Here is a 13,368-nt window from a genome sequence, read left to right on the forward strand (position 1 = left end):
TCATTCCTTAGGAAACTGTTGAATCATCATTGCGCTTGTCTTGCCGTTCTTGGCGGACTTCCACCCAGGTTTTCAGTATCAGGGTCACAATGGCAAGCAAGGCCAAAAGTGATGACACGGCAAAGGCTGCGCTGAAGGTATATTCGTTATAAAGGATTTCGACGTGCAGCGGCAGGGTATTGGTTTCGCCGCGGATATGGCCGGAAACCACCGATACTGCGCCGAACTCGCCCATTGCGCGGGCGTTGCACAGAATTACGCCGTAAATTAGGCCCCATTTGATGTTCGGAAGGGTCACTTTCCAGAAAGTTTGCCAGCCATTGGCGCCCAGCACAATCGCGGCTTCCTCTTCTTCTGTGCCTTGCGCTTCCATCAATGGAATCAGTTCGCGGGCAACGAAAGGCACGGTAATGAAGATGGTTGCCAGCACAATGGCGGGAACGGCATACAGGACTTTAATGTCATGATCCATCAGCCAGCCGCCGAACCAGCCCTGCGTGCCGAAAATCAGCACCAGCATTAAGCCGGCAATGACTGGAGAAACCGAAAACGGCATGTCAATAATGGTGGTCAGAATGGACTTGCCGCGGAAGTTGAATTTAGCCACCGACCATGCCGCCGCCACGCCAAACACCACGTTCAGCGGCACGGCAATAACCGCCGTCAGCAAAGTCAGCTTTACCGCAGATAAGGTATCCGGATGCACCAGCGCCTGGAAATACACGCCAACGCCCTGCTTGAAGGCTTCGACAAAAACCAGAATCAGCGGCAGCATCAGGCAGCTTAAGAAGAAGATCAGCGCAATGGTCAAGAGCAGATAGCGCACCCAAAGCGGCTCGCGGGTTGCATCGCGCGACTGCAGCTTTTTGGCTAAAGCGTTGCTGTTGGTATGTGAACTCATTGTGCAGTTCTCCCGGTGCGGCGGCTGGCCCATGCCTGAATCAAGTTAATTACAAACAGAATGGCAAATGAAATCACCAGCATTACCACCGCAATAGTGGTTGCGCCTGCATAATCATATTCTTCCAGGCGCGAAATAATCATCAGCGGGGCAATTTCAGTTTCAAAAGGCTGGTTGCCGGCAATGAAAATCACCGAGCCGTATTCGCCGACACCGCGGGCAAAAGCCAAGGCAAAGCCGGTAATGAGGGCTGGGAATAAAATCGGCAGGATGACTTTGCTGACAATCTGCAGGCGGTTGGCGCCCAGCGCCGAGGCGGCTTCTTCCAGTTCAGTTTCCAGATCGCTCAGCACCGGCTGCACCGTGCGCACCACAAAGGGAATGCCAATGAAAATCAGCGCCAAGGTAATGCCGATGGGCGTATAGGCGACTTTAATGCCGATCGGCTCCAGGTACTGGCCAATCCAGCCCGTCGGCGCATACAGCGAAGTCAAGGCGATGCCGGCAACTGCGGTGGGCAGGGCAAAAGGCAAATCCACCAGCGCATCAATAATGCGCTTGCCCGGAAAGCTGTAGCGCACGAGGCACCATGCCAGCAGCAGGCCAAAGACCACATTCACTAAGGCGGCGATAATGGCAGCGCTGAAGCTCAGCTGCAGAGAAGCCAGAATGCGTTCGGAACTTAAAATTTCCCATAAGCCGTCCCAGCCGATGCCCAGCGATTTAATAAAGACCGCAGATAAGGGGATCAGCACGATTAATGACAAATACGCTAGGGTGAAGCCTAGGGAAAGGCCGAATCCTGGCAGCACTCGGGATCGCTGCGACATGATTGCTCCTCAAAGAGAGAAAGCTGGCTGAAAGCAGCCAGCGGAAGGTGAAAATAAAATTCCGGCTCCAGCATAGTTTGCAGAAGCTAAATTGCAAATTTAAATAAGTACTTGCGCTCATCAGCAGCGCTGATATGCTGCGGTTTTTTTTCCGGCATCAGATAGTCAAAAATTTCAGGAAAAGGGCCGTAGCCGGAAGCGGTATTGATATGGCCGGCCAAGCCTAAATTGACCGGCTGCAGCTGCCACGACTGCGCCAGGCGCTGCGCGTCATCAAAAGCCAGCCAAGGGTCATTTTCACTGATGATCATGGCGGCGGGCGCATTGATTTTTAACTGGTGAAAATAAGCCGCGTAGTCATTCCGGCTACTGCGGGCAAAGCCGGCATTGCCGAAACGGGCCGGGTTGGCCGGCGCCACCAACAGCAGATTCCTGACTCTGCTGCTGAGCTGCGGATGCCGCGCCAGCGCCGCCGCTGCGGTAAGGCAGCCGAAGCTGTGCGCCACAATCTGAAGGTCATCCTGAATCGGCGCGGCTGTTTTGACAAACTGCGCAATCCAGTCTTCCAGAACCGGCTGGTTCCAGTCTGCCTGCTGCACGCGGGAGCACGACATCAGCTGGCGCTGCAGCCAAGACTGCCAGTGAGCGCTCTCACTGCCGCCGACACCCGGAACGATTAAGGTATGGGTCATGTCTGTACTCCTTTAAGGCAGGTTAAGCGGGGACTTACTTCCCGCTGTTGGCTTTCACGATTTGGTCAAATATGCCGTCATTTTCAAAGTGGGTTTTCTGCACTTTGTCCCAGCCGCCGAATTCCTTATCAATAGTGACCAGTTTCAGCGGCTTGAATGCGCTTTTATACTGCGCCAGCACTTTTTCATTGCGCGGGCGGTAAAAGTTTTCCGCGGCAATCTGCTGGCCGCGCGGCGAGTAAAGGAAGTTCAGATAGCCTTGGGTGAGGTATCTGCTGCCGTTTTTCTCGGCATTTTTTTCGACAATGGCGACAGGAGGCTCAGCCAGAATTGACAGCGACGGCGTCACAATTTCAAATTTCCCCGGCTGCTCGCGGATGGCCAAATGCGCTTCATTTTCCCAAGCCAGCAGCACGTCGCCTATGCCGCGCTCGGCAAAGGTCGTGGTTGCGCCGCGCGCTCCAGAGTCCAGCACCTTGGTGTTTTTATAGATTTTGCGGACAAATTCCTGCGCTTTCGCGTCATTGCCGCCGGCCTGATGCTTGGCCCAGGCCCAAGCCGCCAAATAGTTCCAGCGCGCGCCGCCGGAGGTTTTCGGGTTCGGGGTAATGATGCCCACGCCCGGCTTGACTAAGTCGCCCCAGTCTTTAATGCCTTTGGGATTGCCTTTGCGCACTAAAAATACGATGGTGGAGGTGTAGGGCGTAGAGTTATGAGGCAGCTTCTTTTGCCAGTCCGCAGGCAGCAGCCGGGTTTTTTGCGCAATGACGTCAATATCGGCAGCCAATGCCAAAGTCACGACATCCGCATCCAGCCCGTCAATGACGGCGCGCGCCTGCTTGCCTGAACCGCCATGCGACTGCTTGAAGTTGATTTGCTGGCCGGTGCGGCTCTGCCAGTACTTGCCGAACTCTTTATTGACATCTTCATACAGCTCACGGGTTGGGTCGTATGAAACATTTAAAAAGTCTTTGGCGGCGGCGCTGAAGGACACAGCGGAAACTACTGCAGCCAAAACCCCAAGTTTTAATTTCGCTGAAATGCTCATGCGGGCCTCAATTTTTTCAATAATTTATTGCATGGGGCAAGAATAGCTTGAGTGTTTATGCATAAAAAATAATAAAAAATGAATTTTATATGAATAAAAAAGCAATAAAGCTGATCTTGCGCCCTGAGCGCCGGAGCAGTGAACAATGCCGGCGCTTTTATAGCTAAATTCTGTATTACATATAATTTCTTATAAAATATGATTTCATTAGGTTTTTGGCGTATTAACCATTTAGGAAATTAACGGATGGCGCTTGCACTGCCTCATTTTTCTTTTAGAAGTTTAAATGCCTTTGCGCAGGCAAGATCCTCCTTTGGAAAGACCCAAAGATACCGTCTCAGAGGTCAAGAGGATTATTGAGAATTGGCGCAATAATTCTCCTGATACGGCCGCTGGTGCTTGAGTACGCCATAACACAGATGAATCAGCTTCCTCATCGCAGCGCCAACCGCCATCATCTTGGTTTTGCCATTGGCCAGCAGCCTGTCATTCATCCCTTTTATGTGGGGATTATGCCGGGTTGCGACAATCGCCGCCATATATAAGCCGGCCCGTATTTTCGACGGGCCGGCTTTGGATAGGCGGCTCCTGCCGTGAATGGAGCTGCCCGACTGCCTTTGAATGGGCACCAGGCCGGCAAAGGCCGCCGCCTGGCTCGCCCTTTCAAAAGCATGGCTGCGCAAGAAGCTGAGCATTAATAAACTGGTCCGGTCTGCAATGGCCGGAATGCTGCTGAGCAGCGCCTTGTCATTTTTTAAATCAGGATGCTGATCAATGTGGTCATCAATCTGCCGGTCGAGATCCTGAATATGCCTGCTTAACTGCTTAATATTCTTATGGATCGACTGAAGTACCGGTTCTATCGTGAAGGTAGACTCCGCTTTTTCCAAACGGTTTTCTTCACGCTGCAGATCTTCACCAAGCACAGCCCTTCGATCCAGCAAAGCGTTCAGCAGTTGAATATGTCCGGGCAGAGGCTGCCAAAAATGCAGATCCGCAGTCATCGCAAACCGGGCCAGAACTTCACTGTCAGCCTTGTCTGTCTTATTCAGCCTGGACATGCTCTGAGCAAAATACCGGGCTCTGGCGGGATTCGCCACACAGACTTGAAAGCCTGCATCAAATAAATGTCTAGCTAGGCGTTCATGATAGACAGAAGTGGCTTCCATTAAGGCAATGGCCTGCGCAGGGCCTGCAGCATGATGATTCAGCCAGGCCTGAAGCTGCTCAAAGCCTTTGGGCGTATTCGGAAAGGTTTTGGTTTTCTTTTTGCCTGCAGAATCTTCTAAAATCAAACAGCAGTCAATTTTAGCTTTGGCGACATCAATACCGAGATAAAACATAATCTTACCTGCCTTATTTATTCAATTATTTTTTTTCAGCATAACCGCCGTCTTTTCTTGCGAATCCAGCATCGAGGTGCTTAGTTACTGTCCAGAGTTGTGCAGGCGGTCAGGGCAAGCAGCAGGTTTTATCTTTGGGCCAAACTCTAAGTTTTAGGAGCAACCAAACTCTGCTGTTTGCGTATAGTGAGAGCTAATCACTATGTGAGTTAAGATACAAGGAAGCAAAAGTCTTTCGTTGCCCATACACGGCATCCCTGCCGTGATGGGCAACGTGCGGCATCCATGCCGCACTCGCGTATCCGAAATTGACTTTACTCAGAGTTAGAATGCCAAAGATGATTTTCACGGGCAGTTTAAGCAAACTTAGCTATAAATGATCGTGCTGATGTTTAATCAATACTCGATTTCTTGAATATATATGGCTAAATTCTGAAACTATCTAGGTAATTGGTCATATAGGATTGAGTTTGGCTATTTGACGCTGTTGGCTTTCACGATTTGGTCAAATACGCCGCCGTTCTCAAAATGCCGCTTTTGAACTTTAGCCCATCCGCCGAATTCTTTATCAATAGTGACCAGCTTCAGCGGCTTAAAGACGGATTTATGCTTGGCCAGCACCGCTGTATTGCGCGGACGGTAGAAGTTATTGGCGGCAATGTTTTGGCCAGTCGGTGAATACAGGTAGTTCAGGTAGGCTTTCGCCAGATTTTCATTGCCGTCTTTTTTGGCGTTCTTTTCTATAATCGCGACAGGAGGCTCGGCCAAAATTGACAGCGATGGCGTCACAATTTCAAATTTTCCCGGCTGCTCGCGGATGGCCAGATGCGCTTCATTTTCCCAAGCCAGCAGCACATCGCCTATGCCGCGTTCGGCAAAGGTGGTGGTTGCGCCGCGCGCTCCGGAATCCAGCACTTTAGTCTGTTTGTAAATTTGACGGACAAAGGCCTGCGCTTTCGCGTCATTGCCGCCGGCCTGATGCTTGGCCCATGCCCAGGCTGCTAAATAGTTCCAGCGCGCGCCGCCGGAGGTTTTCGGGTTCGGGGTAATGATTTCTACGCCCGGCTTGACTAGGTCGCCCCAGTCTTTAATGCTTTTCGGGTTGCCTTTGCGCACTAAAAATACGATGGTGGAAGTATAGGGCGTAGAATTGTTCGGAAACTTTTTCTGCCAGTCTTTCGGCAGCAGATTTGAATTTTCCGCTATGGCGTCAATATCGGCGGCCAGCGCCAGAGTCACGACATCCGCATCCAAGCCGTCAATAACGGAGCGCGCCTGCTTGCCTGAGCCGCCATGCGACTGCTTGAAGTTAATGTCTTGGCCGGTGGTTTTCTTCCAGTAGGCGCCAAATTCCTTATTGAAGTTTTCGTACAGTTCGCGGGTAGGGTCGTAGGAAACGTTGAGAAAGTCTTTTGCAAGCGCACTGAACGATGCTGCTGAAACAAGTGCTGCTAAAACCCCGATTTTTAATGAGCGCATTTGGCTCTCCTTTAAATTTGAATTATTGATTTCTGCTGACATGGCGAAGAATAGCGCTGTCTTTAATGTTGAAAAAATAATAAGAAACGAATTTTATATCAGTAAAAAAGCTATCAAACCGGCGGCGCTGTTCTTAAACTAGCTGATTATTTGCAGGATGTTTTGATATGCCATGTTTTAAGAATGCACAGGCAGTCAATGAAGTTTCAGTGTGGGACCGCGCTTTTCATTATGGCGATGGATGCTTTACGACAGCGCGCTTGCGCGGTGGCGCCATTGAACTGCATGACCGGCATTTGGCGCGCCTGCATAACGCCAATGAGCGTCTTTACCTGCATGCAGACTTAAGCCTGATTCAGCAGACGCTTGAGTTGATTCAGCAGCATCCGGACGCATCAGGAACGCTGAAAATCATCATCAGCCGCGGCGAAGGCCAGCGCGGCTACAGCCTGCCGGAGCATCCGGCTGATGTATGGGCATTTTATTACCCTAAACCGGCGGAAGATTTCAGTTATGAGCTGATTCAGTGTGGGGTGCTGCAGCAGGCGATTGGCCTCAGCATGCCGGATTTAACCGGCTTGAAATCGCTGAACCGCCTGGAGCAGGTCATGCTGAAGCGTGAAGCCGATCTGAACGGCTGGCCGGAAGCCTTGGCTGCTGATGTGCAGGGCGCGGTTGCGGAAGGCGTAAGCAGCAACTGCTTTATTCGCATAAACAATGCATGGATTACGCCGGAACTTCGCTATAATGGCGTGCATGGCGTAATGCGCGCTGAGATTTTATCCCGCATGCAGGCGCAGGGCATTGCCTGTACGCAGCGCCGTGTAGATCTGAATGAAATTGCAGATTTCCAGAGCCTGTTTTTCTGCAATGCGCTCAGCCCGATGAAAATTGCGTCCAGTTTAAATGGCGCGCCTTTAGCTGTTCAGCCTTGTACTGAACTTTTCCATCTTCTTCAATTGAATCAGATCCGCTAATATGTCTTCTGCCCCGCAAAAATCGAAAAAGAACAAGCCCAAAGCCATTCTGCTGGCCGCTGCCGGCCTGGCTGTCCTGCTGTGCACTGTTTTATGGTCAAGCTTATTCAAGCCCTATCCTGTAGAAGGCAAGAAGCAGATGCTGGCGATTGGCGCAGGAGACACCTATTCCGGCTTTATTGACCGCTTGGCCAAGGAAGATAAAGTCAGCTTTCCGGTTATTTTAAAGCTGTATCAGAAGCTGATGATTCACGACACCTTAAAGGCCGGCGTGTATGAAGTGCGCCAAGGCATGAGCGTGCGGGAAGTGATGCAGATGATTTCCAATGCCGACAACGCGCAGATGAACCGTATTTTAGTGATTGAAGGCACAACCTTTAAGCAGCTGATAGACGCCCTGAAAAAAGATGATCTGGTCACGCATGAGGTCAGCAATCTGCCTTATGCGCAGATTTTGGCTGCGCTGGAAATTCCTTATGAGCATCCTGAAGGCTTGTTTGCGCCGGACACTTACTTTTTCGCCAAGGGCGAATCAGACAAAAAAATTCTGAAAGATCTGTATCTGCGCCAAATGAAAGCGCTGGATCAGGCCTGGGCAAACCGCGCGCCGGATTTGCCGTATAAGGATAAATATGAAGCGCTGATTATGGCGTCGATTGTGGAAAAAGAAACCAGCCTGGACAGCGAGCTGGAGCAGGTGTCCGGGGTATTTGCGCGCCGTCTGAAGCTGGGCATGCGCCTGCAGACCGACCCGACCGTCATTTACGGCATGGGCGATAAATATGCAGGCAATATTACCCGGCAGGATTTGCGGACGCCAACGCCTTATAATACCTATACCATCAGCGGCCTGCCGCCGACGCCTATTGCATTGCCAAGCAAAAAAGCCATTGAGGCGGCCATGCATCCGGATCAGTCCAGCAATATCTACTTTGTTGCCACGGGCAACGGCGGCCACAAATTCACTGCGACTTTGCAGGATCATAACCGCGCCGTGCAGGAATATCTTGCTGTCATGCGTTCAAAAAATTAAGGAGTGAGCATGTTTATCAGTTTTGAAGGCACCGAAGGGGTTGGCAAAACCACGCTCATCCGCAAAATTTATGACCGCTTGATCAGTCAGGGCCAGGACGTGGTGCTGACCCGCGAGCCGGGCGGCACGCCGATGGCGGAGCAGATCCGCGCGCTGCTGCTGTCGGTGAATCACGATGAGAAAATGTGCAGCGATACCGAGCTGCTGCTGATGTACGCGGCCCGCGCGCAGCATGTTGATCAGGTGATCCTGCCGGCATTGAATGCAGGCAAGACCGTGCTGTGCGACCGCTTTACGGACGCCAGCTTCGCCTATCAATGCGCGGGACGCGGCCTCAGCGAAGCCAAGCTGCAGCTGCTGAATGACAGCTTTGTCAGCCGCATGCCGGATTTGACTTTTTGGCTGGATGCGCCGATTGAGCTGGGCATGAACCGCGCCCGCGCGCGCGGCGCGCTGGACCGTTTTGAGCAGGAAAAAGCCGCGTTCTTTGAGAAAGTCAGGGCCGGCTATCAGACCTTGTCTGAGCGCCATCCGGAACGGGTCAAGCGCTTGGATGCCGCACAGACGCCTGAACAGGTTTTTGCGCAGGCGCTGCAGTATTTTTAATCGGTCTAAAATGCCATAGCTTTCCTGCGCAGACTGATTTAAAAGATCATGCATAAATGAAAATTATGGATGATCTTTTTTATGAAAAGTACAAAACAGGAAATTATTCAGTTTTTAGCGCAGGCTTTTCCCCCGAGCTTGGCCAATTGTGAAATTGAAGCCGTGAGCGAAAAGGGCGCTTCACTTTTATGGCGGGTCAGTGAAAATGATTTGCGGCCGGGCAACACTATTTCCGGCCCAACCATGATGACCTTGGCTGATTTCGCCATGTATGTGGCGATTTTAGGGGAAATCGGCATTGTCGGGCTGGCGGTAACCACCAGCATGAATATCAACTTTTTGCGCAAGCCGTCCGGCGGTCAAAACCTGCGCGGCGTATGCAAGCTGATGAAAGTCGGCAAAGCGCTGATAGTCGCCGAAGTCTGGATTTATTCGGTTGATTCAGATGGCCCGGTGGCGCATGTGACAGGCACCTATTCCATTCCGCCGCAAAAGAATGCGGCGTAATTCCGGATTTATCAGCCAATCATTAAAAACTTTAAGGCGGCCGTCAGAATTTACTGTGCTTTATTTGGAATATTCAGCAGGAATTGATAAGCTTGCTGCATATTTTCCTGAAGCTGCTGAATGTGTCAAATCGCCAAAATGTTAAAAAAAACTATAATGAAAACAGGTGTTCAAGCAGGAAAAAGCATGGATGCAGAGCATGAAGTAGTTCAGCTGTTCCGCGGCCAGGCTCAGCCCTTATCAGGCAAATTGACCGAAATGCTGAACGAGCATTATTCACATCAAACTGAGCGCCGCGGCTGCGGCTATACGCAAGCCACGCGGGTTCTAGCGGAATACATCAACGCTGAACGCAAGGCGGATGATTTTCAGGATTTAAAGCTCTTTGACGCTGCAGACGGCAAGCGCCTGCTTCAGATTTTAGCGCAGCAGAAGCTGTATGGCCTGCAGATTGCGGACTGGCGCAATCTGGATATGAACAGCCAAATTCAGGATTTTCTAAGGCATGCGCCGGCCAGCGGGTATCAGCAGCTGCTGAACAGTGAAGTGCGCCGGCAGCAGCAGCTGAGAGGCCTTGGCCAGCAGGCGGCGCTGGAGGAAAGCCGGCTGCTGTGCGGCTTAATTGAAGATATCCTGCTGCCTAAAAATCAGCAGCAGACCGGCCTGACCGAACTGCACAGCCTGCAGGAGCGTCCGAAAGTCGGCTCATGCCCAATGGCGGAAAATTTCTTTCTGAAAATTGCGCACCGGCGCGTGCTGCGCAGCGGTGAAATCAATATTTTTGTCGATGAGCACAGCCAGCCGCTGCTGCTGGAAAAGCTGAATATGGGCGATAACCATTCCTGCATCAGCTTAAAGCCGGTATTGATGAATGGCGTGCGCCTGCCTGCAGGCTCGCTGTTTTCCGCCGACTATGCGCCTGAAGCGGTTGCGGAAAAGCAGGCCAATAAAGAATTCAAAGGCTTCATTATGCCGTATACGGCCGTCAGCGGCTTTTGGTTCCTGCGCCTGACCACTTTGGCGGTTTCGCCGGAAAACCGCAGGCGCGCATTCAGTACGCATTTTGAGCAGCAGGTTGCGAATGGCTTGTACAGCCCGGAAAGCACCCAAATTCAGCAGCTGCTGGATGTCGCGCTGGCGCAGTTTAGGTAATTGTTTATGCTGGATGTCTGCTATTCGCCTCACTACGTTTCCGCAACGCATACCAACAGCATGGAAAAGCTCAAGGCTGTGGCGGATGCGCTCAGCGCGTCGGGCGCTGTGCAATTTCATGCGCCTGAAATTCTGGATATTCAGGTTTTAAAGCAGCTGCATGATCCGGCGTATGTGGATGCCTTCAATACAGGAACGCCGCAAAAGCTGGCGGTGTTTTCCGGATTTAAGCCGTGGACGGAGCAGCTGCGCGATGCTGTGCTGCATATTAACGCTGGGCAGCTGCTGGCCGCCGAACTGGCGATGCAGAAAGGCATTGCAGCCAATATGGCGCAAGGCTTTCATCATGCCGTATATGAATACGGCGGTTCGTTCTGCACTTTTAATGGCCTGGCGCTGGTGGCGCAGCAGTTCCCGCAGAAGAAAATTTTTGTGCTGGATTGCGATCAGCATGGCGGCAACGGCACGGCGGAGTTTACCCGCCGGCTGGATAACCTGTTTAATTTCAGCATTTATGGCCTGCCGTTTGGCTGCCCGACTTATGCGCGCGCGCAAACGCGGCATATCCATAAAGACCGGGGAAATTTTGCGCAGTATACGCTGGCTGTGCATGAAGGCCTGCAGCAGGCGCGGGACTGGGGCGCGGATTTAGTAATCTATCAGGCGGGTATGGACTGCCATCAGGCTGACCCATTCGGTTCCAGCTGGTTTACCGCCGAGCTGCTTCAAAAGCGTGAAGAAATGGTGTTCAGCTTAGCCAAGCGCCATCAGCTGCCGCTCATGTTTGTGCTGGCGGGCGGCTATCAGCCGCTGGATGATCTGGTCAAGCTGCACCTGCTGACTTTTCAGGCTGCGCTCAAAACTTATTTCTAGCGCCTGCAGGCGCAGGCGGGGAGGACAAAAAAGCCGAATCTCAGCAGATTCGGCTTTTCGCTTCAAGCAGCGTGCAGCTAGGCATTGACTAAGGGCTGCTCGACCTGAAAATCCGGCGGCGTCAGCACGGTTTTGCGCAGTTCCGGCCCCAGCTCCGGATAGTCCAGAGTGAAATGCAGGCCGCGGGATTCCTTGCGCTGCATGGCGCAGCGCACAATCATTTCCGAAACTAAAACCAGATTGCGCAGTTCAATCAGGTTTTTGCTGACTTGATAATCCTGATAATACTCAGTGATTTCACGCTTCAGCATTTCAATGCGGTGCAGCGCGCGCTGCAGGCGCTTGGTGGTGCGCACAATGCCGACATAGTTCCACATGGTTTGGCGCAGCTCATCCCAGTTCTGCAGAATCACCACGTCTTCATCCGGGTTCATCACTTGCGAATCATCCCATGCCGGCACCTGCGGCGGCTGGTAGTCCGGCTGCAGCCCGGCTTCAATATGCTTGGCGGCCGCCATGCCGTAAACAAAGCATTCCAGCAGTGAATTGCTGGCCATCCGGTTGGCGCCATGCAGGCCGGTATAAGAAGTTTCGCCAATGGCGTACAGGCCGGCAATATCGGTTTCGCTGTTTTCATCCACCACTACGCCGCCGCAGGTGTAATGCGCGGCCGGAACTACCGGAATCATCTCTTTGGTGATGTCGATGCCCAGCTCAAGCAAGCGCGCATGCAGGGTCGGGAAGTGCTCTTTGACAAACTCCGCCGGCTTGTGCGTAATGTCCAGCCAGACATGGCGGATACCCAGGCGCTTAATTTCATAGTCAATCGCGCGCGCGACAATATCCCGCGGCGCAAGTTCAGCGCGCTCATCAAAGCGCAGCATAAAGCGCTCGCCGTCCGGCAGGCGCAGATAGGCGCCTTCGCCGCGCATGGCTTCGGTAATCAGAAACGAGCGCGCCTGCGGGTGATACAGGCAGGTTGGATGGAACTGGTTGAATTCCATATTGGCGACGCGGCAGCCGGCGCGGTAGGCCATGGCAATGCCGTCACCGGTGGCAATATCCGGGTTGGAGGTATACAGATAAGCTTTCATCGCGCCGCCGCAGGCCAGCGCGGTAAACGGCGCAAGGAAGGTATGCACTTTTTCAGTTTTTTCATCCAACGCATACAGGCCCAAGGCGCGGTTTGCGCCGTCCAGGCCGAGCTTCTGAGAAGTAATTAAGTCAATCGCAATATAGTTTTCAAAAATTTCAATATTAGATTTTTCCTGCGCGCGCTGCACCAGCGTGGTTGAAATCGCCCGGCCGGTTGCGTCGGCTGCATGGATAATCCGGCGCTGCGAATGGCCGCCCTCGCGGGTCAGGTGCAGCTGCTCCTGCTCATCCAGAGTAAACTGCACGCCGTGCTCTAAGAGGAAATCGACCGATGGCTTGCCGCCTTCAACGGTCTGCTTGACGGCATCCAGCTCGCATAAATGCGCGCCTGCAATCATGGTGTCATCAATATGCTGTTCAATGGAGTCGGTTTCGTCCAAAACCGCAGCCACGCCGCCTTGAGCATAGTAGGTGCTTGCATCCGTCAGGCCCGACTTGGCTAAAACCGCAATGCTGAAATGATCCGGCAGCGATAAAGCTAAACTCAAGCCCGCGCCGCCGCTTCCCACAATGATCACATCAAAATGATGCGTTGTTTCTAAATTAGGCATATCCATCAGCTAATTTGAAAAAAAGTCCGGTAATAACACCGCTTTTTTCAGCAAAAGGCAAGAGCATAAATGCTTCAGCATGATGAATAATATTAATAATGATGCAAATTTTAAGGAATGATTAAGCTGCTGTTTATAAAAATATAATCCAACATATTATTACGAAGCAGTTACATGCTTTATGATAAAACCAGTCATATTCCAAAACATCAATAATTTGA

13 protein-coding genes are annotated in these 13,368 nt (G+C 52.0%); 6 read left to right on the forward strand and 7 right to left on the reverse strand.

Annotated features, from left to right (window positions below):
• Positions 1 to 7: 7 nt before the first annotated feature.
• The 6 genes from cysW to BEN74_RS17325 all read right to left on the reverse strand — a co-directional run bounded on the left by cysW (position 8) and on the right by BEN74_RS17325 (position 6,293).
• Positions 8 to 901, reverse strand: coding sequence for a sulfate ABC transporter permease subunit CysW (gene cysW / locus BEN74_RS17300; RefSeq protein ID WP_068907665.1), 894 nt, complete (start codon positions 899 to 901; stop codon positions 8 to 10).
• Complete coding sequence (gene cysT, locus BEN74_RS17305; RefSeq protein WP_068907668.1) at positions 898 to 1,731, reverse strand: sulfate ABC transporter permease subunit CysT; 834 nt, start codon at positions 1,729 to 1,731, stop codon at positions 898 to 900. The genes cysW and cysT overlap by 4 nt, the downstream gene beginning before the upstream one ends.
• 86 nt (positions 1,732 to 1,817) lie before the next feature.
• Positions 1,818 to 2,423, reverse strand: a complete 606-nt coding sequence (locus tag BEN74_RS17310) for an RBBP9/YdeN family alpha/beta hydrolase (protein ID WP_068907670.1) — start codon at positions 2,421 to 2,423, stop codon at positions 1,818 to 1,820.
• A 34-nt stretch (positions 2,424 to 2,457) separates the two neighbouring features.
• Positions 2,458 to 3,471: a sulfate ABC transporter substrate-binding protein gene (locus BEN74_RS17315; RefSeq protein ID WP_068907671.1), complete on the reverse strand. Its 1,014-nt coding sequence runs from the start codon at positions 3,469 to 3,471 to the stop codon at positions 2,458 to 2,460.
• A 353-nt stretch (positions 3,472 to 3,824) separates the two neighbouring features.
• A complete protein-coding gene (locus BEN74_RS17320) occupies positions 3,825 to 4,814 on the reverse strand; it encodes an IS110 family transposase (protein ID WP_119285064.1) in 990 nt (329 codons plus the stop codon).
• 474 nt (positions 4,815 to 5,288) lie between these two features.
• On the reverse strand, positions 5,289 to 6,293 hold the full coding sequence (locus BEN74_RS17325) for a sulfate ABC transporter substrate-binding protein (RefSeq protein WP_068910887.1): 1,005 nt from the start codon (positions 6,291 to 6,293) through the stop codon (positions 5,289 to 5,291).
• Positions 6,294 to 6,460: 167 nt separating this feature from the next.
• On the opposite strand from BEN74_RS17325, the gene pabC reads away from it, so the two are divergent.
• The 6 genes from pabC to BEN74_RS17355 all read left to right on the forward strand — a co-directional run bounded on the left by pabC (position 6,461) and on the right by BEN74_RS17355 (position 11,441).
• The gene (gene pabC / locus BEN74_RS17330) at positions 6,461 to 7,270 is read left to right on the forward strand and encodes an aminodeoxychorismate lyase (RefSeq protein WP_068910671.1); all 810 of its coding nucleotides are present in this window, start codon (positions 6,461 to 6,463) and stop codon (positions 7,268 to 7,270) included.
• A gap of 1 nt (position 7,271) precedes the next feature.
• A complete protein-coding gene (gene mltG / locus BEN74_RS17335; protein ID WP_068910672.1) occupies positions 7,272 to 8,303 on the forward strand; it encodes an endolytic transglycosylase MltG in 1,032 nt (343 codons plus the stop codon).
• Positions 8,304 to 8,312: 9 nt separating this feature from the next.
• Positions 8,313 to 8,909 (forward strand): dTMP kinase, encoded by a 597-nt coding sequence (tmk, locus tag BEN74_RS17340; protein WP_068910673.1) that lies wholly within the window; start codon positions 8,313 to 8,315, stop codon positions 8,907 to 8,909.
• 81 nt (positions 8,910 to 8,990) lie between these two features.
• The gene (locus BEN74_RS17345) at positions 8,991 to 9,416 is read left to right on the forward strand and encodes a PaaI family thioesterase (protein ID WP_068910888.1); all 426 of its coding nucleotides are present in this window, start codon (positions 8,991 to 8,993) and stop codon (positions 9,414 to 9,416) included.
• A gap of 186 nt (positions 9,417 to 9,602) precedes the next feature.
• Positions 9,603 to 10,568 carry a hypothetical protein gene (locus BEN74_RS17350; protein WP_068910674.1) on the forward strand — a complete coding sequence of 322 codons (966 nt, stop codon included), beginning with the start codon at positions 9,603 to 9,605 and terminating at the stop codon, positions 10,566 to 10,568.
• A 6-nt stretch (positions 10,569 to 10,574) separates the two neighbouring features.
• Complete coding sequence (locus BEN74_RS17355; RefSeq protein ID WP_068910889.1) at positions 10,575 to 11,441, forward strand: histone deacetylase; 867 nt, start codon at positions 10,575 to 10,577, stop codon at positions 11,439 to 11,441.
• A gap of 77 nt (positions 11,442 to 11,518) precedes the next feature.
• On the opposite strand, the gene nadB is transcribed toward BEN74_RS17355, so the two are convergent.
• Entirely contained in the window at positions 11,519 to 13,153 is a 1,635-nt protein-coding gene (gene nadB / locus BEN74_RS17360; protein ID WP_068910675.1) for an L-aspartate oxidase, read from the reverse strand.
• Positions 13,154 to 13,368 lie beyond the last annotated feature (215 nt).

It is taken from the genome of Acinetobacter sp. WCHAc010034, assembly GCF_001696615.3.
Taxonomy (GTDB): Bacteria; Pseudomonadota; Gammaproteobacteria; order Pseudomonadales; family Moraxellaceae; genus Acinetobacter.

Bases quoted from the DNA above. Each gene is read 5' to 3' on its own strand.
- BEN74_RS17315 (WP_068907671.1), bottom strand. From the start codon at position 3,471: ATGAGCATTTCAGCGAAATTAAAACTTGGGGTTTTGGCTGCAGTAGTT.
- nadB (WP_068910675.1), bottom strand. From the start codon at position 13,153: ATGGATATGCCTAATTTAGAAACAACGCATCATTTTGATGTGATCATT.
- BEN74_RS17350 (WP_068910674.1), top strand. From the start codon at position 9,603: ATGGATGCAGAGCATGAAGTAGTTCAGCTGTTCCGCGGCCAGGCTCAG.
- BEN74_RS17320 (WP_119285064.1), bottom strand. From the start codon at position 4,814: ATGTTTTATCTCGGTATTGATGTCGCCAAAGCTAAAATTGACTGCTGT.
- BEN74_RS17355 (WP_068910889.1), top strand. From the start codon at position 10,575: ATGCTGGATGTCTGCTATTCGCCTCACTACGTTTCCGCAACGCATACC.
- cysT (WP_068907668.1), bottom strand. From the start codon at position 1,731: ATGTCGCAGCGATCCCGAGTGCTGCCAGGATTCGGCCTTTCCCTAGGC.
- BEN74_RS17310 (WP_068907670.1), bottom strand. From the start codon at position 2,423: ATGACCCATACCTTAATCGTTCCGGGTGTCGGCGGCAGTGAGAGCGCT.
- pabC (WP_068910671.1), top strand. From the start codon at position 6,461: ATGCCATGTTTTAAGAATGCACAGGCAGTCAATGAAGTTTCAGTGTGG.
- tmk (WP_068910673.1), top strand. From the start codon at position 8,313: ATGTTTATCAGTTTTGAAGGCACCGAAGGGGTTGGCAAAACCACGCTC.
- cysW (WP_068907665.1), bottom strand. From the start codon at position 901: ATGAGTTCACATACCAACAGCAACGCTTTAGCCAAAAAGCTGCAGTCG.
- BEN74_RS17325 (WP_068910887.1), bottom strand. From the start codon at position 6,293: ATGCGCTCATTAAAAATCGGGGTTTTAGCAGCACTTGTTTCAGCAGCA.
- BEN74_RS17345 (WP_068910888.1), top strand. From the start codon at position 8,991: ATGAAAAGTACAAAACAGGAAATTATTCAGTTTTTAGCGCAGGCTTTT.
- mltG (WP_068910672.1), top strand. From the start codon at position 7,272: ATGTCTTCTGCCCCGCAAAAATCGAAAAAGAACAAGCCCAAAGCCATT.